At 42.4% G+C, this 22135-nt stretch carries 15 protein-coding genes and 6 pseudogenes; 6 read left to right on the plus strand and 15 right to left on the minus strand.

The genetic code is table 11. The features are described 5' to 3' along the window. Nucleotide 1: 1 nt before the first annotated feature. Together N4T56_RS16055 and N4T56_RS16060 are read left to right on the plus strand one after the other, a co-directional pair. Nucleotides 2-250 (plus strand): YheU family protein, encoded by a 249-nt coding sequence (locus N4T56_RS16055; RefSeq protein WP_261733937.1) that lies wholly within the window; start codon nucleotides 2-4, stop codon nucleotides 248-250. 141 nt (nucleotides 251-391) lie between these two features. Beyond that, on the plus strand, nucleotides 392-1288 hold the full coding sequence (locus tag N4T56_RS16060; RefSeq protein WP_188920275.1) for a phosphoribulokinase: 897 nt from the start codon (nucleotides 392-394) through the stop codon (nucleotides 1286-1288). Between the two features lie 180 nt (nucleotides 1289-1468). On the opposite strand, the gene N4T56_RS16065 is transcribed toward N4T56_RS16060, so the two are convergent. After that, entirely contained in the window at nucleotides 1469-2248 is a 780-nt protein-coding gene (locus N4T56_RS16065; RefSeq protein ID WP_261733938.1) for a tetratricopeptide repeat protein, read from the minus strand. 311 nt (nucleotides 2249-2559) lie between these two features. Here N4T56_RS16065 and crp point away from each other — a divergent pair, with 311 nt between their 5' ends. The 4 genes and pseudogenes from crp (at nucleotide 2560) to N4T56_RS16085 (ending at nucleotide 5633) form a co-directional block, all read left to right on the plus strand. Further along, complete coding sequence (crp, locus tag N4T56_RS16070) at nucleotides 2560-3195, plus strand: cAMP-activated global transcriptional regulator CRP (protein ID WP_130598440.1); 636 nt, start codon at nucleotides 2560-2562, stop codon at nucleotides 3193-3195. 102 nt (nucleotides 3196-3297) lie between these two features. Continuing rightward, a complete protein-coding gene (locus N4T56_RS16075) occupies nucleotides 3298-3648 on the plus strand; it encodes a PepSY domain-containing protein (RefSeq protein ID WP_261733939.1) in 351 nt (116 codons plus the stop codon). Further along, nucleotides 3629-4302, plus strand: a pseudogene (locus N4T56_RS16080) (response regulator transcription factor). Before N4T56_RS16075 ends, N4T56_RS16080 begins: the two are co-directional and overlap by 20 nt. Beyond that, nucleotides 4299-5633, plus strand: coding sequence for a sensor histidine kinase (locus N4T56_RS16085; RefSeq protein WP_261733940.1), 1335 nt, complete (start codon nucleotides 4299-4301; stop codon nucleotides 5631-5633). Before N4T56_RS16080 ends, N4T56_RS16085 begins: the two are co-directional and overlap by 4 nt. A gap of 557 nt (nucleotides 5634-6190) precedes the next feature. On the opposite strand, the gene N4T56_RS16095 is transcribed toward N4T56_RS16085, so the two are convergent. The 14 genes and pseudogenes from N4T56_RS16095 to hflK form a co-directional block, all read right to left on the minus strand. Then, entirely contained in the window at nucleotides 6191-6991 is an 801-nt protein-coding gene (locus tag N4T56_RS16095) for a DUF1338 domain-containing protein (protein WP_261733941.1), read from the minus strand. A gap of 71 nt (nucleotides 6992-7062) precedes the next feature. Next, nucleotides 7063-8525: pseudogene (gene astD / locus N4T56_RS16100) on the minus strand (succinylglutamate-semialdehyde dehydrogenase). A 9-nt stretch (nucleotides 8526-8534) separates the two neighbouring features. Then, entirely contained in the window at nucleotides 8535-9554 is a 1020-nt protein-coding gene (gene astA, locus N4T56_RS16105) for an arginine N-succinyltransferase (protein WP_261733942.1), read from the minus strand. A 106-nt stretch (nucleotides 9555-9660) separates the two neighbouring features. Continuing rightward, a pseudogene (locus tag N4T56_RS16110) lies at nucleotides 9661-10877 on the minus strand (aspartate aminotransferase family protein). 336 nt (nucleotides 10878-11213) lie between these two features. Then, nucleotides 11214-12356: an HDOD domain-containing protein gene (locus N4T56_RS16115; RefSeq protein WP_261733943.1), complete on the minus strand. Its 1143-nt coding sequence runs from the start codon at nucleotides 12354-12356 to the stop codon at nucleotides 11214-11216. 102 nt (nucleotides 12357-12458) lie between these two features. Further along, the gene (locus N4T56_RS16120) at nucleotides 12459-14939 is read right to left on the minus strand and encodes a S9 family peptidase (RefSeq protein WP_261733944.1); all 2481 of its coding nucleotides are present in this window, start codon (nucleotides 14937-14939) and stop codon (nucleotides 12459-12461) included. A gap of 95 nt (nucleotides 14940-15034) precedes the next feature. Further along, a pseudogene (locus tag N4T56_RS16125) lies at nucleotides 15035-15603 on the minus strand (anthranilate synthase component II). A 74-nt stretch (nucleotides 15604-15677) separates the two neighbouring features. Further along, entirely contained in the window at nucleotides 15678-16148 is a 471-nt protein-coding gene (locus N4T56_RS16130; RefSeq protein ID WP_261733945.1) for a ClpXP protease specificity-enhancing factor, read from the minus strand. Continuing rightward, a pseudogene (gene sspA, locus N4T56_RS16135) lies at nucleotides 16148-16778 on the minus strand (stringent starvation protein SspA). Before sspA ends, N4T56_RS16130 begins: the two are co-directional and overlap by 1 nt. Nucleotides 16779-16872: 94 nt before the next feature. After that, nucleotides 16873-17571: a cytochrome c1 gene (locus N4T56_RS16140; protein WP_261733946.1), complete on the minus strand. Its 699-nt coding sequence runs from the start codon at nucleotides 17569-17571 to the stop codon at nucleotides 16873-16875. Next, nucleotides 17571-18786, minus strand: a pseudogene (locus tag N4T56_RS16145) (cytochrome b). The gene N4T56_RS16140 and the pseudogene N4T56_RS16145 overlap by 1 nt, the downstream one beginning before the upstream one ends. Further along, the gene (petA, locus tag N4T56_RS16150) at nucleotides 18786-19376 is read right to left on the minus strand and encodes a ubiquinol-cytochrome c reductase iron-sulfur subunit (RefSeq protein WP_160052628.1); all 591 of its coding nucleotides are present in this window, start codon (nucleotides 19374-19376) and stop codon (nucleotides 18786-18788) included. Before petA ends, N4T56_RS16145 begins: the two are co-directional and overlap by 1 nt. Nucleotides 19377-20075: 699 nt before the next feature. Beyond that, a complete protein-coding gene (gene hflC, locus N4T56_RS16155) occupies nucleotides 20076-20954 on the minus strand; it encodes a protease modulator HflC (protein ID WP_261733947.1) in 879 nt (292 codons plus the stop codon). A gap of 2 nt (nucleotides 20955-20956) precedes the next feature. Then, nucleotides 20957-22117: an FtsH protease activity modulator HflK gene (gene hflK / locus N4T56_RS16160; protein WP_261733948.1), complete on the minus strand. Its 1161-nt coding sequence runs from the start codon at nucleotides 22115-22117 to the stop codon at nucleotides 20957-20959. Between the last annotated feature and the right edge of the window lie 18 nt (nucleotides 22118-22135).

Consider the following 22135-nt stretch of genomic DNA (forward strand, 5'->3'; position numbering starts at 1 on the left):
CATGCTTGTGCCATACGACGCGTTATTGTCATTACCCCAGGAAACACTGCAAGCCATAATAAAAGAATATTTACTGTCTCAGCTTGAAGATGGCAGCTTTAGTGAAGTGGATGAACAACAACTTGCTAATGCAACAGAACGCTGCAAGCTCGCATTAAAAAAAGGCGAATTAGTGGTAGAGTATAGCGAGGATGATGAATCGATTGCGATCCGTCAACGAGAACACATTTCAGCGAGAGCCGATGATTAGAATGCATGATTAAGCATTCTTTTTATATAAATAGTAATATTACGCGTATTATCAGCTGTGAAGAATTGACCCACAGGTAATGATTACCGTATAACTAGTGACTCGATTTTCTTTGGTGAATCACAAACGTAGGCAAACAATATGTCAGCAAAACACCCTATTATTGCTGTAACCGGTTCATCTGGTGCTGGCACAACCACTACAACCACAGCCTTTACTCACATATTTAGGCAATTAGGTGTTAACGCAGCATTTGTTGAGGGCGACAGCTTTCATCATTTCACCCGCGCAGAAATGGAAGTATTAATCCGTAAGTCGCAGGCAGAAAATCGTAATATCAGCTATTTTGGCCCTGAAGCCAACAATTTCAAAAAACTTGAAGAATGTTTTATTAGCTACGGCGAAACCGGTAATGGCCAAACCCGTAGTTACCTGCACACCTTTGATGAAGCCGTACCTTTTAACCAAATGCCAGGTACCTTTACTCAATGGCGTGATCTCCCAGAAAACACCGATATGTTGTATTACGAGGGGTTGCATGGTGGCGTAGTGACTGATGAAGCCAATGTTGCCAAGCATGTTGACCTATTGATTGGTATGGTGCCGATTGTTAACTTGGAATGGATTCAAAAAATCATTCGTGACACGACTGAACGTGGACACAGCCGTGAAAAAGTCATGGGCTCGATTGTACGCAGTATGGATGATTATATTAATCATATGACGCCGCAGTTCTCACGCACTCACATCAATTTCCAACGAGTCCCTACCGTTGATACTTCAAACCCATTTAGCGCCAAAGACATTCCAAGCCTAGATGAAAGCTTTGTGGTAATTCGTTTTCGTGGCATTAACAATGTCGATTTTCCTTATTATCTTAATATGATACAAGGCTCGTTTATGTCGCGGGTCAATACCTTAGTGGTGCCAGGCGGCAAAATGTCATTGGCAATGGAATTGATCCTCACGCCATTAATTAGAGACTTGTTAGATAAACGGATAAGACTGCAAAACATCAATGATATCAAGCCTGATTAAGCTTGTTTTAAGTGAGTAACACTAAAATAGTGCTTATCGTTGATTTCAAACGAAATAACGGCAGTTGATGTGCTTGGGCGCTAATTCCCCCTTTTCTGTTAGCGTGTTAGCACATCAGCGAATTTACATTAGCCCGCATTACACTCTCTAGTAGCACTTTAAATGCTCAGCGCTCAATCACTACATCAACGGAATGATTTCTCGGTAAGCTTGGTTATTTTGATATTGCTTTAAGCGAAAAATAAACTCATCGCTGCGAGCTATTTCAGGGTTATGTTTAAGCGCATCAATGGCTTTTTTCTGAGTGTCTATGGCTGCATTAAAGTCGCCGATTTCGGCATATCCTGCCGCTAGATTATCTAATACCGTAGGGTCATTTTGATTTTTTTCTAGCAGTTTTAACGACATAGATATCGCTCGTGAACCGTCACGATACTCAGCTTCAGGGCATGTAGCCAAAATCCAAGCAACGTTTCCTAGCGATACAGCATCACCGGCGGCATTGAATTGCCCCATAGCCTTACCACAATTGCGTACTACGCCATCACCGCCGGCCGAATAAATAAACCCTAAACGGAAATGCGCCCATTTATCCCCTTGCTCAGCCATCGATAAATACCACTTCTCGGCTAACGCTAAGTCACGTGGAAATAATTTACCCTCAAACGCCAAATCAGCCACCGTTTGCTGAGCTTTGATATGGTTTTGCGCTGCAGCTAGGGTAACCCAAGATAATCCGGCTTCGGCATCTTGGTTGACAAACCGGCCTGACAAGTACATTAACCCTAATAAAAATTGCGCGTCAGCATCGCCCTGCTTAGCTTTAATTTGAATATGCACCAATTTACTGGCCGCCAGAGACTCCGCGGTAGGTGGAATATAGAATGCTTGAGCCGGTAAACTCAATGCACTAAACGCCAGTAGGCATGCAGCAGTCCCTATTTGACTCAGTTTTTTCACGCACACCTCTTACAAGAATTTGTGATATTGATAACATTAACTAACTCGCCTAATCAATTCAATAGACTATCCTTAGAGAAAATAATTCAATAGACTTGAACAATGAGTCAAATAGAATAAGATAAGACAAATAAAATAAAAAGCTGACGTTGATCACAAACAAAAGAAATTTAATCAACTGTTTAACAAGTTAATATACACTACTGACACTTTTAAATACGATCTCTATCAAAGTTTTTACGATTCGAATCGCGTAAAATGCTTAATTAGACATTACTTACTTTCATTTTTAATCCATCGAGGAACATCGTATGGCTCTGATTGGTAAGCCAAAACCTGACCCAACATTAGAATGGTTTCTTTCACATTGTCACATTCATAAGTACCCAGCTAAGAGCACTTTGATCCATGCTGGTGAAGATTCTGACACTTTATATTACATCGTTAAAGGTTCTGTCGCTGTATTGATCAAAGATGAAGAAGGTAAAGAAATGATCCTTTCATATCTTAACCAAGGTGACTTCATCGGCGAATTAGGCCTATTTGAAGAACAAGCAGAACGTACTGCTTGGGTTCGCGCTAAACAAGCGTGTGAAATTGCAGAAATTTCGTATAAGAAATTTAAGCAATTGATTCAAGTTAACCCAGAAATCTTAATGAAGCTTTCTGCGCAAATGGCATATCGTTTACAAAGCACCAGCCAAAAAGTAGGCGACTTAGCCTTCTTAGACGTCGCCGGTCGCATTGCGCAAACATTATTGCACCTTGCGAAACAACCTGATGCTATGACTCATCCTGATGGCATGCAGATTAAGATCACTCGTCAAGAAATCGGTCAAATCGTGGGTTGTTCACGCGAAACCGTAGGTCGTATTTTAAAAATGCTTGAAGAGCAAAACTTAATCCAGGCTCACGGTAAAACCATCGTGGTTTATGGTACTCGTTAAGGTTAGTTAAGTTTTAATCATAATTGCTTCAGCTTGATTTAAGCCAAGATATTTAAAGTGGTGTTCATACTCTGAACGCCACTTTTTTATTTGGGAGCGAACATGAATATCTTGTTCATCGCCACTATCAACAGCTTAATGGCCATCACCGCTAATCAACAACATATTCCAGTTCACGAATTTCCTCTCGATCACGATAAAGTTCAAAAGTTAGTGACATCTGGTAATATACGTCCATTAGATGACTATTTAATTTGGGTAGCGCAATATTGTGATGGTCAATTGGTGGATGCACAACTGTTTCAACACCAAGATAAATGGCGGTATGATTTACAATTTAAACTTGCCCAAGGACATGTCATTAACCTGCAATTAGATGCTGTTAATGGTATGCAAAACCCATTGCCTCAATTACCGAGCGAATGTACCGAACATGAAACTGCTACTCGTTGAAGATAATCCATTACTCGTTGCCGAACTTGAAAAACAACTCAAGCAAGCTGGTTATATTACTGATGTGACCGACAAAGCACTCGAAGCTGACTATCTGATGAAAGAAACCACCTATGACTGCGTCATTTTAGACATAGGTTTACCTGACGGTAATGGACTCTCGTTAGTAAGCCAGTGGCGCGAACGCGGGGTAAATACACCGGTAATTATGTTAACGGCTCGCAGCCAATGGCATGAAAAAGTTGAAGGCTTTAATGCCGGTGCCGACGACTACCTGGGAAAACCATTTCATGCTCAAGAATTATTAGCTCGCATCCAAGCCCTTATTCATCGGTCCATGGCAGAGCGAATTCTGCATCAAAACAATTATGTTATGGTGGCATTAACCTAGATGAAAACGAGCAAAAAGTTACTGTTGGCGAACATGAATATGAGCTTACATCAATGGAATTTAGACTGTTAAAAATCTTTTTAATGTCGCCCAAAAAGCTGCTGTCTAAATCACAACTCACAGACAAGCTATATCAATTTGATGACGAAAAAGAGAGTAATGTGGTTGAGGTTTATGTGACACATTTACGTAAAAAGTTAGGTAAAACCACCATCGAAACTCGCCGCGGACAAGGGTATATTTTTCACGGTTTAGTAGAATGATGTCAATCCGCTTTAAGCTCAGCTTATGGCTGAGTGGCTTAATTATTATTGCCACCTTGATTGGCCTATTTTTATTTGAGTCAATGTTACGTGATGCTTTTCATGACTCGATTATTAATCGTTTAGAAGAAGATTTAGAACACATTATTATTGCCACTCGCCTAGACGATGGTGAATTGGTGATAGACCAAAACCAACTATCAAGCTTTTACCGCCCCGCTTATTCAGGACGTTACTTTCAATTAAACCTACCAGACCACACCATTCGCTCGCGTTCGTTATGGGATGCCGAGTTGCATATCGTAAATCTTGAGGCGCAGCAAAAACGTGTTTGGCAAGCTAAGGGGCTAAAAAACAACGATATGCAATTATTATCAATTGGTATCGGAGCACCTGATAGTGATAACACAGCAACCCTTACTGTCGCGCAAGATCTCAGTATTGGACGTCGTGTTTTTAGTGAAATATTTGGCACCAAACTGGCGATTAATATTGGCATGCTACTGGCTATGATAGCCGGTATTTTCATTATCTTGCGTCAATCATTTAAACCGGTAAATCAAATTCAAGGGGCACTAGCTAAGCTGCGTGAAGGCGAAATAGCCTCATTGGAAATCGCTCAAATCCCTGCAGAAATCCGCCCACTCGCAGAAACCTACAACCAATTATTAGAGTACACCGCTAAGCAAATTGAGCGCAGTCGCAATAATTTGGGAAATTTAAGCCATGGTTTAAAAACGCCTCTTGCGGTGATGCAACAACAAGTTGAAGCCTTAGGGTTATCTCACCCAGAAGCAGCCATGGCCATGCAACAGCAATTAGACTTAGTGCATAAAATGATTGAACGTAAGCTGGCGGCGGCGCGCATCACTGGCGATATGTTGCCTGCAGCACAATTAGCCGTGCCAAAAGATTTCGACAGTTTAATTAATACCCTACATAAAGTGCATCGCCAGCGTGATATTAATTGTGTAGTTATTAATCCAGATAACATTAGCAGGGTTCCCATTCACCGCGAAGACGGTATGGAGCTATTTGGTAACTTACTCGACAATGCTTTTAAATGGACCAATACGCAAGTAACTGTGCGCATTAATCAACTGCAAAATGGTGATATCGCACTGCAAATTGAAGACGATGGCAATGGCGTGGAGCATGATAAAATCGCATCGTTAACAGCAAGAGGCGCTCGCTTAGATGAAGCGACAATTGGCCATGGCTTAGGGTTATCTATCGTTAAAGAAATTTGCGAACAATATGGTTTTAGTTTGCAGTTTAGCCGAAGTGAGACGTTAAACGGACTGAGTGTTACCATCGTCATGGGTCAATAGCCAATCATTATTAAGCAATCGTTATGAACCCATTAAAAAGACCTGCTTGATTGCTCAAGCAGGTCTTTTTAATGCAACTGACATTATACCATTTCCATTAATTATGTGACCAATCAGAGTCGCTCAGACTGTTCAGTTTGAGGCGCATTGTTGAAAGAATGGTTATTCCCTTTTAAGGCAATGCAACAAAGAAATGGACTGTCTGAGCGTCTCCTGCAAGGCGGGTTTCTGTGCCTTCTATGCTGCTTAATCGTATTTTGACGTACGACTGCATGGATGCAGGAGGTAGAGCAACGCAGGAGCAGTTGCCGACGACTGCATGGATGCAGGAGGTAGAGCAACGCAGGAGCAGTTGCCGACGACTGCATGGATGCAGGAGGTAGAGCAACGCAGGAGCAGTTGCCGACGACTGCATGGATGCAGGAGGTAGAGCTGAAGCAGTGCCGCACTGCTGGATGCAGGAGGTAGTGCCGAGAGTAACTATGCCTACAATCCTATTGCTTGCCTAGAAGGTACAGAATTCCCGCTGAATGACCAGATAATTGCTGGAATTGGTATTACATCATTGTATTGGTACTTTCAAAAATCTTATCGGCTGATGCCGCAACAAAGCCGGTATATAGCATACCGTCATCCATAGGATAACGACGGGCAAACTCGTAAAAGCAACTCGGGATCTCAGCATCGCCGTCGGTAAAGTTAACCACCACTTTATCGGCCATGGTAGAAGACTGCTCTAACAACACTTCTGGTGTACCTTTAATTTCGCCACCTGACGCATTTAAAACAAACCCAGCCTCTTTTAGAGCTTGGTTAACATCTTCAATGCGCTCAAATTGCGGTAAATCGTTAATCGATACGGTAAAGTGGTTAGCACGGTAACCTAACGCAGCAACCCAAGCTGCATATTCGCTCTCAGCCAATAGCGCTTTGTAAGTCGCTGTATCGAGGTCCCAATGACGGCCTGAATAAATAAAGTTATCTGCTGTTGTTGCTGCCACATCAACCTGATCAATTAAACCATGAATGGTTTTTTGCAGCTCTGGGCTAAACTCTTCTACCAACAACTCCGAAATAAACACTTTCGGTTGAGTTGGGTCTGGGTGCTCAAAATGCTTAGCAACAAGCTTTTTTTGTTCAAACTTGTAATCACCACTATCAACATAGCCAATTGAAGTAAAATGCTCAGCTAACACGCTGAGATTAACTTTGGCGATATTAAACGTGCGCAGTGCAATATGATCATTAATGATCGCTGCGCCATGCCCCAGTAATTGATGAATTTTCGCCGCTGAGGGTGTCATCTTTATATAGTCTTGCCACAAATTGGCAAATAAAGCATTAACGTCTGTATGCATGGTTCAATCCTTGTAAATAAGGCTGGCGAAAATACACTCGCCAGCACGGATCATGCGATGGACTTATCAGATTAAATTGATAAACCAGGGCTTAAAGTCGCAGGTAGGCTAACAGCGTCGGCTTCCATTGACGCCACAGGGTAAGCACAATAATCAGCGGCATAAAATGCACTTGCACGGTGGTTACCCGATGCGCCCACACCGCCAAACGGTGCTGCACCAGATGCACCTGTGATTTGCTTGTTCCAGTTAACAATACCTGCACGAATACGTGCTAAAAAGTAGTCATAATCGTCGCGGCTGTCTGCTAATAAGCCCGCAGATAAACCATAACGAGTCGCATTAGCTAAATGAATTGCTTGGTCAAAGTCGCTGTAACGAACAAGTTGCAATAACGCACCAAAATATTCTTCATCCGGTAGCTCTTCAATATCTGTTACATCAATTAACCCTGGAGTGACAATCCCTTTGCCTGCTTCTACTTGGGTTAACTCTATGAGTGATACCCCACCGAGCGATTGCAATGTTGCTTGTGCAGCAACCATACCGCGGGCTGCAGTTTCAGAAATCATCGAGCCCATAAATGGCTGCGGCTGTGCATTCCAAGGCTTCCCACTTTGATTTGCTTAATGGCGTTAACAAGCTCAGCAATTAATGCATCACCTTGTGCTCCTTGTTCAACGTATAAGCGACGAGCACAAGTACAACGCTGGCCTGACGAAATATACGCAGATTGAATAATGTCATGCACCGCAGCTTTAGTGTCGGTAACACCTTTAACAATAAGCGGGTTATTACCGCCCATTTCTAAGGCTAAAATCTTACCTGGGTGGCCAGCATATTGTTGATGCAATATATGGCCAGTACGCGAACTCCCCGTAAAGAATAACCCGTCAATTTGCGGGTGAGAAGCCAGTGCTTTACCGGTTTCGACCTCGCCTTGAACCAAGTTAACAACACCTTGAGGTAACCCGGCTTTGTCCCAACATTTAAGCATTAACTCGGCCACTTTAGGCGTGAGTTCAGACGGCTTAAACACCACTGTATTACCAGCCAGTAATGCCGGTACAATGTGGCCATTAGGTAAGTGCCCAGGGAAGTTATAAGGACCAAATACTGCGACTACACCATGCGGCTTGTGACGCAATACGGCGCGGCCAGCAGGCAACTCGTTAGTTTCGGTGCCGGTACGTTTGTCATGGGCTTTGGCCGACAAACCAATTTTCCCCATCATGGCACCCACTTCTGTGGCCGTTTCCCATTGTGGTTTACCGGTTTCTTGGGCGATGGTTTCGGCGATTTCGTCTTTATTAGCTTCTAGTTGTGCACGATACGCTTCTACAATGGCCAAACGGGCTTCATAACCCAGCATAAACCAATCAAATTGAGCCGCTCTTGCAGCATCGACCGCAGCATTGACCTGACTTGGTGTAGCTGTTTTACCTTGCCAAATAACCTCGCCATTGGCGGGGTTAGTTGAATTAACATCATGACCTTCGCCAGTTAACCACTGGCCTTGAATATATTGTGTCATTTTTTGCTCCTACATTGCTAAAACACGAATTTGCTCACCGTCGCTAACCAGTAAACCAGCTGCGATTTCAGGGCTAAGCACAACATTATCGTGTTCATCAGAGACCAACAATTTAGCGGCAGATGCACGATAATCCGCAAGCAAAGTGTTGGAAATAATATAATGGTGATCGGCATGTGGCATTTTGTCGATTTTCACAGTGAGTAAACGGCTTTTCTTTACTGAACGTATATCATTCAGGGCGCATTCAACCGTTGAGCCACCATCAAAAATGTCGACGTAATTGCGAAATTTAAAGCCTTCAGCTTGTAATAAACGCAGTGCCGGTTTGGTATTTTTATGGACTTCGCCAATCACTTTTTGTGCCTTTTTAGGCAACATACAAACATACATGGGGTTGCGAGGCATCATTTCGGCCATGAAGGCTTTTTTGCCTAAGCCAGATAGATAATCAGCTTCAACAAAGTCGATGCCTAAAAAGTGATTTTTTAACCACTCATAAAAAGGTGAGTCACCATGTTCATCGCTCACGCCGCGCATTTCGGCTATAACAGTTTCACCAAAACGTTCACGATGTTGTGCCAAAAATAAAAAGCGCGAACGTGACAGCATGCGGCCGTTGTTACCTTTACGGTATGTGTCTTTTAAAAATAAGGTACACAGTTCAGCGGCACCAGTGTAGTCGTGGCATAAGGTCAGCGTTTCAACTTCATTACGGACAGAAATTTGCGAAGAGTGATAAACTTCAGTGCCTAAACGGTAATGGTAAAAAGCATCTTCCATACCGACGGCAGCTTCGATACCACAAGTGCCAACGACTTCATTGGTTTTAGTATCTTCAAGCACCATTAAATAACCTTCGTCAAAAGGCTTATTAATTTGCTTAGTAAAAGATGCCTCTGCCCTAGCAATCTTTGAACGCAGTAACTCTTCGTTTACTGGTAAAGATGTAAAACCGTGGCCTGATTCAACTGCGATACTATAGAGTGCATCGTAATCACTTGCACGGATAGGACGTATGATTAACATCTTAATCTCCTCATTGCGCCACTCACAGACGGCACTGACAAATAAAGCCAGCGCGGTCTGTAAGATGGCGAACCCAAACTAAAAGAATGCCAGACTCTTTTAGTTATTAACCTGCTACTACTTTTGCTACTGCACGCTCAAAACGCGCTAAGCCTTCTGCAATATCAGTTTCAGGGATCACCAATGATGGTGCAAAACGAATCACGTTAGCACCAGCGATCAAGCACATTAAGCCTTCGGCTACTGAAGCAACTAAAAATTCGCGGCTACGGCCTTGGTACTTTTCGTTAAGCACTGCACCTAATAGCAAACCTTTACCGCGTACTTCACTAAATACGTTGTACTTGGCATTAATTGCCGCTAAACCATCACGGTATAACTGTTCACGGTGTTTAACGCCATCTAATACTTCTTTGGTGTTAACAACATCCATCACAGCGTTACCAATAGCACAGGCTAATGGGTTACCGCCGTAAGTTGAACCATGGGTGCCGACTTTTAAATGCTCAGCCACTTTAGCTGTTGTTAGCATTGCTGCGATAGGGAAACCGCCACCTAATGCTTTGGCACTGGTTAAAATATCAGGCTCGATGTCGGTACCCATGTAAGCAAATAGCTCACCTGTACGACCAACACCAGTTTGCACTTCATCAAAAATAACCAACGCATCGTATTTGTCAGCTAGGCGACGAACCGCTTTCAAAAATTCTGGGTCGCCATTAATGATCCCACCTTCGCCTTGAAGTGGTTCAAGCATGATGGCACAGGTTTTATCTGACACAACCGCTTCTAAAGCCGCTATATCATTAAATGGTACATGCGTAATACTCTGTGGCTTAGGTCGAAACCATCAGAATAAGCAGCTTGCCCGCCAACAGTTACAGTAAAGAATGTACGACCGTGGAACGCTTTATCAAAGGCAATAATCTGGTCTTTGTCTGCGCCATGGTTATCTAAAGCATAACGACGAGCTAATTTCAGTGCAGCTTCGTTTGCCTCGGCACCAGAGTTAGCAAAATAAATACGTTCGGCAAATGTTGAGTTAACTAATTTAGTCGCAAGCTCAAGTGCTGGCTCATTTGTCATCACGTTTGATAGATGCCACAGCTTCTCGCCTTGTGTTTTTAAAGCAGAGACTAATGCTGGATGACAATGACCTAAACAATTAACTGCAATACCACCGGCAAAATCGATGAATTCATTACCTTCTTGATCCCACACTCGGCTACCTTCACCGCGCACTGGAATAACTGCGGCAGGCGCATAATTAGGCACCATGACTTCATCGAATTGGGCACGGGTTAGATTCATTTCTAGACTCATTGCATTTCATCCTTCAGGTTGTTGGCAGCTTGAAAGCCGCTGTTTCCGCTGTTTGCTTTATATTCTGTAAGTGCATCGGCGGAAGCTTGTGTTATTTATGGGACATTATTAGCGAAATTGTGATCAAAATACCAGTTCTGTACAGCTAACTTCTGCAAGGCAGCATACTATTATGCATAAAGATTGAAAATAATGACTAAACAAAGCGTTTATTGGGGGGATATCAAGCATAAATAGTCATAAAAAAAGTTATTTGAGTAGATTTTGTGTAGCTATTCACCAAAAGTGAATAACTACACAATTTTAACATTTGTTATTTTACGGATAAAAATTGATTTACAACAAATCGAGTTTACGAAAGTTCTGTGCTTTTAATCGCAACAACTCTTGGGTAGAAAACTCGTAATAATCAAACATAATACGTTTTTCTTGTGGGTCGATAAGTTGTTGCTCTTCTAATAATAACACTTTGGCATAACAACTGGCTTTAGCCACAATGGCGGCATCAGGCGAAAGCTCAGTAAAGTGATAATCTTGGTCAAGTTCTTTAAGCACCAGCGTAATTTTAGAATCTTCAAACTTGAGTAAATTAAGCAATTGCCAATTTAATGTATGAGCGTGCAACATCACCTGATTGAAAATAACTTCAGCAGGAAACTCCGTCGCCATAATCGCATCATAGACTTGTTTATCTCGACTTTGACTGGCCTCACGCAGCCATGTTCCCCAGGTTTTATCAAATATACGTCCGCTTTGGGTTAGCATAATTGAGGTCGCAAACTGATACATTAACGAGCAAGTATACGTTAGGCTGGGTTCTTTATTATGGAGCTGAGCCAAGGTTTGGGCGGCGATGGCACTCATGATGCTATAACGCCACAATTTACGTGTAATCCAAAGTAAATGAGTATTGCCTGAGGGTAACCAATTACGTAGGCAAAAGTATGGGATCAGTGTTCGCAGGTTTTCTAAACCAATATAATTTAATACCAATTTAATATCGGTCACTTTCACATCGCCATTTTTCGGTCTTCTGTGGCGCGATGACGGACTATTAATTAAGTTAATTAAATCATGGCATAACCAGCTATTATCTTCAATAATAAGCCGTAAACGGTTTAAGTTTAGATCTGAACTTAGCAATAAATCTAACAACAATATCTGACTTTCAGTAATCCCAGATGAGTCGATAATCGACTGAGGTAACGCCAGTTTGTGTTCAATCGTATTTTTTACGGTCTGAGTTAAATGAGTTGATACCTCGAGATAGATTTGACGCTCTTTAACTTGTTTTTCGATACGCAGCTTTAACGCTTTACGTTCAATATCAAGTTTATTGGCACTTTCTTCGATCTCAGTATTTAATTCATCAAGCATTGAACTCATAGGTTGCTTGCCCACAATAATTTGATTGTAGAGGCGACGTTCAATTTCGATGACTTTTCCGAGCCTAACGCCACCCGCTACAGATATTGCCACTCAACACTTTCCTTGATTACTATTTTGAGTCAATCATAAAAATTAAGGCTCTCCAAAGAAAGCCTTAATAGGTATTTATTTAATAAATTGAAGCTAGAGTCGTTATTTTAACTCTTGTTCAAATAGTTTATAAATACGACGGTATTCATCTAACCAACTTGAAGGCTGCACAAATCCATGCGGCTCGACTGGGTAAATTGCGGTTTCAAACATTGGTTTTTCAAGCTCAATTAACCGTTGCACCATACGCACGCTGTCTTGAAAAAACACATTGTCATCTAGCACGCCACTCATAATCAACAACGGCTTTTGCAACCCTTGAGCATGCTCTATTGGAGAGCTGCGCTCATAAGCGATAGGGTCGATATCAGGCGTGTTTAGAATATTAGCAGTATAAGGCGCATTATAATGTGCCCAGTCGGTTACAGGGCGTAACGCAGCCCCAGCTTGAAATAATTCTGGCTCATTAAATAATGCCATAAAGGTTAAGAAGCCACCGTATGAGCCGCCGTAAGTCCCTACGCGCTGAGCATCGACATTGGCATTCATTGCCAGCCAAGCCACACCATCTTTTAAGTCTTCCACTTCAGGATGGCCCATGTTGCGATAAACCGCAGTGCGCCAGTCACGGCCGTAGCCTTTAGAACCGCGGTAATCCATGTCCATCACTACATAACCTTGCTGTGTTAGTAAGTTATGGAACATATATTCACGGAAATAGCCTGAAAAACCATAATGGGCATTTTGTAAATAACCCGCGCCGTGGTTAAACACTACTGCAGGGTATTTATCAGCTTGCTCTGCATCATAACCTTGCGGTAAATACACTCTAGCATAGACCTGACCTGCACCATGGTTTGAAGGTACTGCGACAACTTGCGGCATTTGCCAAGGGTATTGCTTAAACTCATTGCTGGTGTAATCCGTCAGCTGCTTGATTTCCCCACCAATGGCTTGGATATAAAGCTCATCAGGGTGAGTTCCTGTTGAAGCTGTTAACAATAGTGCCTGTCCATCAGGGCTTAAACTGTAATCTAGCGTGCCAAACCATTGTGTGAGCTGCTCATCTTTACCTGAGGCAATCTCAACTCGGTACACATTATAGCTACCGGGATGATCTTTGTTTGCACGGTAATAGAGGTATTTGCCATCGGGTGACAAGGTCACATTATCAACCACAAATTTTCCGCTGGTCAGCGCACTGACTTTACCTGCTGCCGTTTTAATATATAGATGTGAGAAACCTGACTCTTCAGACAAATAGTAAACCGAGTCAGTGCCCGTTACCCAACCAAATTGGTTGTAGTTATAGTTAACCCATGCATCGTCGTGAAGACGGTGCTCGGTTACAAGTTTGCCTTTTTGTAAATCCACTCGAGCGATCCAACGGTCTTTGTTATCAACCGCCTCAAGCATGACTATCAATTGGTTAGTCGTATCTCGCCATTGCATGGCGCTTTGGCTCCACTCCCAATCTTGCATGAGTTGAATTAAACGTGGGGCTTTTTCACTGTTATAACTATCGCCTTGAGCTTTGGCGTTTTCAGCCTTAACGCTGGCTAATACATCTTCATCAAAACCCGTTAGGCCTTCGATTGTGATGTCTTTTTTAGTGTGCTCAGCTAAATCAAGCAGCACGAGACGCTGCCCAGGAAAGGCATCTTCAGCCACACGAGCACGGGCAGGCACAGCATCAATATAGCCATCTTTACCCAGGTAATTTGGCATGATGTCGTGCTCTGCTCGCCAGGTATAATTTTTATCGGTCAGCGCCAGCATCACATAACGACCATCGGGTGACAGGCTCATTTCAGAAATGGTTTCACTGTCGCCTAAATACCAAGGCTGAGCTGAAAATGTTGGGTCTGCTTTAGCCAATGATTCACGGTATTGTTCACGTGATTTGTCATTGTTATGCTGTAAGGTAACGTAGTCGGTCAGTCTATGCTGCTGCTTGGCAATATAACTGCTTGGATCTTGCGTTTTTTGCGGTTCATTAACCATTTGGATAGCGGCAATTTGCTCAACCATTCCAGTGGCTTGATGTAGGCGGAAAATGTTATTGCCTTGCCAGTAAGCCAAGTCACCATTATTCAAAAAACGGACCCCATCAATGGCATCATTTTGACGAGTAAGCTGACTAACATTACCACTTTGTAAATCTTTTACAAAAACATTGCCTTGATAAATATAGGCTTTTTTATTTTTAGTTGAATTAATAACACCATTTCGTTGATCAGCTAAATGCAACTGAGACAGCTCAAGCTGCTCTGCAGTTGTGGCTGTAATATTCTGCTGGTAATAATCACGTATCGGCGCTTGGTGAGCCTGGCGACTAAAATAAACTGACTGGCTGTCATCGCTCCAATAAGCGCCACGCGCAAATATTCCCATCCAATCTGGATTAGCCATAATTTGATTGAGTGTTAACGCTTGTTCTGCCTTTGGCGGAGACGCGAGTGGTACGGTTATCTTGGTGCTTGAAACCGTTGTTGCTGGTGCCGAATCGACAGTGGCCGCACAGCCGCTTATCATGGCTAAAGAAACTGCACTAATGGCAAAATGTCGCAAAATGCTGGTCATGATCATCCCTTTTATTATTTTAAGCGCTATTTATATCATAGATTGGTCGGTGGTGAAGGACTGAAGTTGTAACATAAAATACGATTTTGATGGCATTAAACACGTAAAAAGTTAGCCAGTAACTCATGGCCTTGCTGGGTTAAAATCGATTCTGGATGAAACTGCACACTGTATAAATTCAGTGCTCGATGACTCATGGCCATAATCTCTCGGCCGTGCACAGGGTCATCAAACCACGCATCAAGTTGAAATCCTTGCGGCATACTGTCTATCAATAAAGAATGATAACGAGTGACCTGAAGTGGCAATGTTAGCTCGTTAAAGAGCCCTTGTTGATTATGTTCAATTAAACTGGTTTTACCATGCATAACACGCTTAGCACGAATAACATTTGCGCCAAATACTTGTGCGATAGCTTGATGGCCTAAACACACACCTAAGATGGGTATTTTACCCGCAAAGTGCTTAATGGCTGCCAGCGAAACGCCTGCTTCGTTAGGAGTACAGGGCCAGGTGAAATAACCAAATGACTTGGCGCTAATGCTTCAATTTGCGCAACCGTGATTTCATCATTACGTTTAACCACAATCTCCTGTCCGAGAGTTTGAAAATACTGAACAAGATTAAACGTAAATGAATCATAATTATCAATCATCAATAACATTATCGATCTCACAAGCCTTTTTTAGCTTAAAAAAACCAGCCTTGCGACTGGTTTTATGTCCTAACGGCTGTCAATTACTTAACCACTGTTAGGTGACTTCTGCGTTTAGCTTTGTCGTCTGAACGGGTCGACTTAGTCGTCTCAGGCGTTGTTGAAGGTTCTTCAACTGACTTCATAGATGAAGGCACAGATGAAAGCTCATCGTGTTCATCTTCGATCATGTAAGCATCTTCCATGTCAAACACCGTACCCGCGCCGTTTTCACGGGCATAGATAGCAACGATTGAAGCCATAGGTAAAAATACGTTTTGCGGTACTCCGCCAAAACGCGCATTAAACTCTACAGCATCGTTAGTCATGTGAAGATTGGCCACTGCTCCAGTTGCAATGTTTAATACGATTTGACCGTCTTTAACAAATTGCTGTGGAACCTGGGTACCTTTAACAAAAGCGTCCACGACAACATGCGGCGTTAAATGGTTATCCATCAACCATTCATAGTACGCACGCAATAAATACGGACGATTAGGTGTTATTGGTTTCATTACATGCCCATGCGCATTTCGCGCTCAGCCTCAGTTAATGATGCTTTAAATGATTCACGTTCAAAAATACGTGTCATGTAAGCATTGATTTCTTTTGCTGTACGAGGATCTAAGTTAATGCCTAATACAGGTAAACGCCATAATAATGCAGCCTAAGTAGCAGTCAGATAGACCAAACTCTTCGCTCATAAAATAAGGCATTTCTGCAAATACAGGGGCTAAAGCAACTAAGCTTTCAGTTAACTCTTTACGCGCTGCATCAGCTTTGTCACCGTTACGGATACGCTCAACAAGCGCATACCAGTCGGTGTCGATTCTGTGCATCATCAAACGGCTTTGACCGCGAGATACCGGATATACTGGCATTAATGGAGGATGCGGAAAACGCTCATCCAGATACTCCATAATAATACGCGATTCGTACAACACTAATTCACGATCAACTAAAGTCGGTACTGAGTTGTACGGATTGACTTCAAGTAAATCTTCAGGCATTTCACTTGGGTCAACTTGTAAAACATCAACAGTAACCCCTTTTTCAGCCAATACGATACGTACTTGGTGACTATATAAATCATCGGCACCAGAAAAAAGTGTCATGATAGAGCGCTTGTTGGCAGCAACAGCCATTGATACCCTCCAGAATCTAAAAAAAACAAAACAAACGAGGGGCTAAGCCCCCGTTTACAATATGCGGATAATGTATAATAACCGTTATTGATAGCTAGTGTACATCTTTCCAGTACTCTTTCTTCAACAAATACGCAATGATGAAGAAAATAAACAAGAATCCAAGTACCCACATACCTAAAGCTTTACGCTCTAACTGTACAGGTTCAGCTGAATAAACTAAGAAGCCCGTGATATCACGCACTGCTTGGTCATACTCTTCTGTTGTCAATTTGCCACCAGTGGTAACAAAAGTGCCATCCTCTTGTTTTACTGCAAGACCTTGTAAGTCTTGTAATACGTGTGGCATACCCACTAATGGGAACACTGTGTTATTTACGCCAAATGGACGAGTCTCATCAGCATAAAAACCTTTAAGGTATGAATATACCCAGTCTTCACCACGTACACGAGCAACCAGCGTTAAATCTGGAGGTGCTGCACCAAACCATTTTGCAGCATCAGCGGTTGGAATTGCGTTTTCCATTAAATCGCCGATTTTGGCATCGTTAAGCATGTATTTGCTACGCATATCATCGGTTGAAATACCGATATCTGCAGCAACACGTTCATAACGTTGATATTGCGTGCTGTGACAACCTGAACAGTATTGTTGGAATAAATCCAAGCCACGTTCTAATGACGCTTTGTCATGTAACTTAACGTTAGCGCTTTCTAAGTGAACATTATGCCCACTTGCTGCCATTGCCAAAGATGGCAACAAAGTAACTAATGCAATTAATAACTTTTTCATTAGTGTGTCACCCTCGTTGGTACTTCTTTTGTTTTCTCATTTTTACTGTAAACCCATAGGGCTACGAAGAAACCAAAGTAAGTGAAAGTGAAAATACGTGCCGCAATAGTCAGCTCAGGAGTCGCAGGAACCACACCTAAATAACCAAGAATAATGAACGACACAGTAAATTGTGCAATGTTGATCTTATGGATCATGCTGCGGTAGCGAATAGACTTCACTTTACAACGATCAAGCCATGGCAGAATAAATAACACGGCAATAGACAGACCCATACCAATGACACCCAATAACTTATCAGGAATCGCACGTAAAATGGCATAGAAAGGTGTGAAGTACCAAACCGGTGCAATATGTTCTGGCGTCTTCATTGGGTTCGCCGCTTCAAAGTTTGGCTTTTCAAGGAAGTATCCACCGCCTTCAGGCATGAAGAACAACACATAACAGAACACGATTAAGAAACCCGCTACACCCATAATATCTTTTACAGTGTAATAAGGGTGGAATGGAATACCATCAATAGGCCATCCGTTCTCATCTTTGTTCTTTTTAATTTCTACACCATCAGGGTTATTTGAGCCCACTTCATGTAGAGCAATTAAGTGTAAGAACACTAAAACAACTAATACAAGTGGCAGCGCAATAACGTGTAATGCGAAGAAACGGTTTAGCGTAGCCCCCGAAATAACGTAGTCACCACGGATCCATAATGTAAGGTCATCACCAATAATAGGGATAGCGCCAAACAAAGAGATAATTACCTGTGCGCCCCAGTAAGACATTTGTCCCCAAGGTAATAGGTAACCCATGAATGCTTCAGCCATTAGCACAAGGAAAATCAACATACCAAACAGCCATAATAGCTCTCTTGGTTTTTGATAAGAACCGTAGATTAATCCACGGAACATGTGCATATAAATGACAAAGAAAAACGCCGATGCCCCCGTAGAGTGCATATAACGAAGTAACCAGCCGTACTCAACATCACGCATGATGTATTCAACTGAAGCAAACGCGCCTTCAGCTGTTGGTACGTAATTCATGGTTAACCAAATACCCGTTAGTAATTGGTTAACTAAAACTAAAAGCGCTAATGAACCAAAGAAATACCAAAAGTTGAAGTTCTTTGGTGTCGCATATTGACTTCACGTGACGGTTATAAGTGGCCGTCATTGGGATGCGCGCATCAATCCAATCAATAATGTTCTTAACCATTATGCCGCTCCTGTGTCTTCACCGATAAGCACGGTAGCGTCATCGACATATTTGTGTGGCGGGATCACGAGGTTCAATGGTGCTGGAACACCCTGAAACACACGGCCGGCCATGTCAAATTTAGAACCGTGACAAGGACAGAAGAAACCAGATGTTACCCCTTCTACCTGCTCACCGAATGAATCAGGTAAATAAGTAGGCGAACAACCTAGGTGAGTACAGATACCGACTGCAATAAAGAATTCAGGCTTAATAGAACGTGCTGGGTTAGTAGCATATTCGGGTTGCTGCATTTCTTCAGAAGCAGGATCGCGTAATTGACCGTCTAGAGATTTAAGATTCTCTAGTACAGCTTCTGTACGACGAACGACCCAAACCGGTTTTCCGCGCCATTCGACACGAATTAACTGACCTGGTTCTACTTTACTAATATTTACTTCGACCGGCGCACCTGCAGCTTTCGCCTTGGCGCTCGGATTCCATGACTTGATGAAAGGAACCGCTACAGCGACGGCACCAGCACCACCTACTACGGCGGTTGCGGCTGTCAGGAATCTGCGACGTCCGGTATCGACTGGCGCATTGCTCATCCACTTATCTCCCAGAGGGTGTTGGAATTTTTATATTTCAATACTTTAGCGAACCACAACGGTATCGCTAAAATCATAGTTTGAGGCGGTGCTCATTATAGCGAAAAATTAGAGCTAGATCATAGTGAAAACACACATCTAAGTTGAGGATATTAACATTTTTTTCAAAAAGGCATATAAATCAGCGTCTTTTTAACAATCGAAACAAGGTTAACTCCTGCAAAATAATTTTTTATTGCTATATCTAATCAACTACTTATATACGTTTTGCTGTAAAAACAGTCGAAATAAGCTGTTTATACCAATCCGCATTAGAATTTGCTCTTTTAGCGAAAATGATCAGTGAGGTATTCGAGGCAGCCTTTTAAGACATAGTCGTTCTCGGCAACTGCTCCTGCGTTGCTCTACCTCCTGCATCCATGCAGTCGTAAGTTAAGAAAGGCTAACAATGAGTAATCACTCTGATAAATTCGCCCTTCGGGGCTGTGCCCCCCATTACTGCTTCAAATGACTTTAATGTAGAGGACTACACCTACAGTCATTTTCATTGTACTGAGCCTAAAATAGGTCATATTCTAATAAGGATTGGTATTACTCACAAAGAACAGCTTTTATTGAATGCAGGTTTGAATTACAGAGACAAAAAAGCTCGGGTTTAACCGAGCTTTTTAAGGTTTGGTATCAGCGTTAGCTGGTTGCTTATTTACCGTTAGCTGATTTCATGTATTTGAAGAAATCACCTTCTGGTTCTAATACCATCACATCATTTTTGCCAGCAAAACTTTCTTTGTAGGCTTCTAAGCTGCGAAGGAAACTGTAGAACTCAGGTTCTTTGTTATAAGCATCAGCATAAATTTTTGCAGCCAGTGCATCACCTTCACCACGAGTAGTTAGGGCTTTACGTTCGGCTTCAGCAATTTTTACGGTAACGTTTGCATCAATCGTCGCACGGATAATTTCAGCTTGTTCTTTACCTTGTGCACGATGTTCTTTTGCCACAGCTTGACGCTCGGCACGCATACGTTGGTAAATACTGTTACTGACGTTAGACGGTAAGTTAATCTGCTTAACTCGCACATCAACTACTTCAATACCTAAATTTTCAGCGCTTTCAGAGGCGTTTTGTAATGCATCAGTTTGCAATTCATCACGTTTACCCGATACGATTTCTTTAATCGTACGGCGACCAAACTCGGTGCGTAAATCGTTGTTGATTTTAGCTTGTAATAAGCTTTCAGCATTGGCTTTAATACCACCGTTAGTTGAAAGATAATACTTTTCAAAATCATGAATACGCCACTTAACGTACGAATCAACCATTAAGTCTTTCTTTTCAGAAGTCACAAAACGATCTGCTGCGCCATCAAGCGTTTGGATACGTGCATCTAAATAACGTACTTTATCAACAACAGGAATTTTAAAATGTAAGCCTGGAGCAAACACTTTAGTGACTTCATCGTCTTTAAGGACTTTACCGAAACGAGACACAATCGCGCGCTCACCCTCGTTAACAACCATTAAAGATGAAAAACCAACCCCTAATACGACCACTAAAATGATCAGAGCAAATCTACCCATGGTTAGTTCCTCCCTTGGCGAATGCGTTCTTCGCGGCTGAGACGTCCATCAGACGACGTACTGGTAATAGGTGTATTCACGCCAATGTTCGAAACAGAGTTAATATGACGTTCAGCTTCTGGTGCAGCTATCTGACGCGAAGATTTAGACGCATCCATTAGCTTATCTAGAGGCAAATACATCAAATTACCGTTATTTTTAGCATCAATTAACACTTTATTAGTGTCAGACATCACCACTTGCATCGCATCTAAATATAAACGATTACGGGTTACGTCTGGTGCAGCACTATACTCAGGTAAAAGTTTTTCAAAGCGAGCAACTTTACCTTGTGCTTCTAAGACTTCACGTTCTTTATAAGCGTTAGCTTGTTGCGCCATGCGCTCAACTTGACCACGAGCTTTAGGTTCAATTTCACGAGCGTAAGCTTCGGCTTCACGAATAAAGCGCTGTTCATCTTCCTGTGCAGAGATAGCGTCATCAAACGCATCTTTTACTTCTTCAGGAGGACGTGCAGGCAAAAAGTTAACGTCACGAATTTGTAAGCCTAGTTTATAAGGCTCAATAATACGCTCTAACTCTTTCCAAGTATCACGGCGAATAGCATCACGGCCAGTCGTTAAAATATCGTCCATGCGATTGTGACCAATCACATAACGTAATGCACTGTCGGTTGCTTCACGTAAACTTTCGTTCGCTTCTACAGCACTAAACAAGTAAGAGTAAGCGTCAGAAACACTGTACTGAACCACTAATTCAACTTTGACGACGTTTTCGTCAGATGTCAGCATGCTGCCAGACGCAGGAATTGAACGAAATGATTCTACGTCTACGGTATACACTTCATCAATAAACGTGGCTTTCCAGTGTAAACCAGAACTCACCTCACCGATGTGTTGACCAAAACGAAGTAGCACGCCGCGCTCAGCTTCTTTAACTGTATATAACCCAGATAAACCCCAGATAATCAGGGCTATAACGGCTATTACAATCAATAAAGATGAATTAAATGGTTGGCCAGATGCGGAGTTGCCGCCTTTGCCACCAAAACGTTTTGATAAATTACGAAAAACTTCGTCGAGATCCGGTAGTCCTTTATCGTTACCACCTTTATTTCCCCAAGGGTCTTTATTACCCTTGTTACCGGGCTCATTCCAAGCCATTTAGCACTCCATAATTGG

It is taken from the genome of Shewanella phaeophyticola (assembly GCF_025398315.1).
In the GTDB taxonomy this organism is placed as follows: Bacteria; Pseudomonadota; Gammaproteobacteria; order Enterobacterales; family Shewanellaceae; genus Shewanella; species Shewanella phaeophyticola.

What these genes read in the sequence shown, in the direction of transcription:
- N4T56_RS16060 (WP_188920275.1), top strand. Translation starts at nt 392, where the DNA reads ATGTCAGCAAAACACCCTATTATTGCTGTAACCGGTTCATCTGGTGCT.
- N4T56_RS16130 (WP_261733945.1), bottom strand. Translation starts at nt 16,148, where the DNA reads ATGAAACCAATAACACCTAATCGTCCGTATTTATTGCGTGCGTACTAT.
- petA (WP_160052628.1), bottom strand. Translation starts at nt 19,376, where the DNA reads ATGAGCAATGCGCCAGTCGATACCGGACGTCGCAGATTCCTGACAGCC.
- N4T56_RS16075 (WP_261733939.1), top strand. Translation starts at nt 3,298, where the DNA reads ATGAATATCTTGTTCATCGCCACTATCAACAGCTTAATGGCCATCACC.
- N4T56_RS16085 (WP_261733940.1), top strand. Translation starts at nt 4,299, where the DNA reads ATGATGTCAATCCGCTTTAAGCTCAGCTTATGGCTGAGTGGCTTAATT.
- N4T56_RS16095 (WP_261733941.1), bottom strand. Translation starts at nt 6,991, where the DNA reads ATGCATACAGACGTTAATGCTTTATTTGCCAATTTGTGGCAAGACTAT.
- hflK (WP_261733948.1), bottom strand. Translation starts at nt 22,117, where the DNA reads ATGGCTTGGAATGAGCCCGGTAACAAGGGTAATAAAGACCCTTGGGGA.
- N4T56_RS16140 (WP_261733946.1), bottom strand. Translation starts at nt 17,571, where the DNA reads ATGAAAAAGTTATTAATTGCATTAGTTACTTTGTTGCCATCTTTGGCA.
- hflC (WP_261733947.1), bottom strand. Translation starts at nt 20,954, where the DNA reads ATGGGTAGATTTGCTCTGATCATTTTAGTGGTCGTATTAGGGGTTGGT.
- N4T56_RS16120 (WP_261733944.1), bottom strand. Translation starts at nt 14,939, where the DNA reads ATGACCAGCATTTTGCGACATTTTGCCATTAGTGCAGTTTCTTTAGCC.
- astA (WP_261733942.1), bottom strand. Translation starts at nt 9,554, where the DNA reads ATGTTAATCATACGTCCTATCCGTGCAAGTGATTACGATGCACTCTAT.
- N4T56_RS16055 (WP_261733937.1), top strand. Translation starts at nt 2, where the DNA reads ATGCTTGTGCCATACGACGCGTTATTGTCATTACCCCAGGAAACACTG.
- crp (WP_130598440.1), top strand. Translation starts at nt 2,560, where the DNA reads ATGGCTCTGATTGGTAAGCCAAAACCTGACCCAACATTAGAATGGTTT.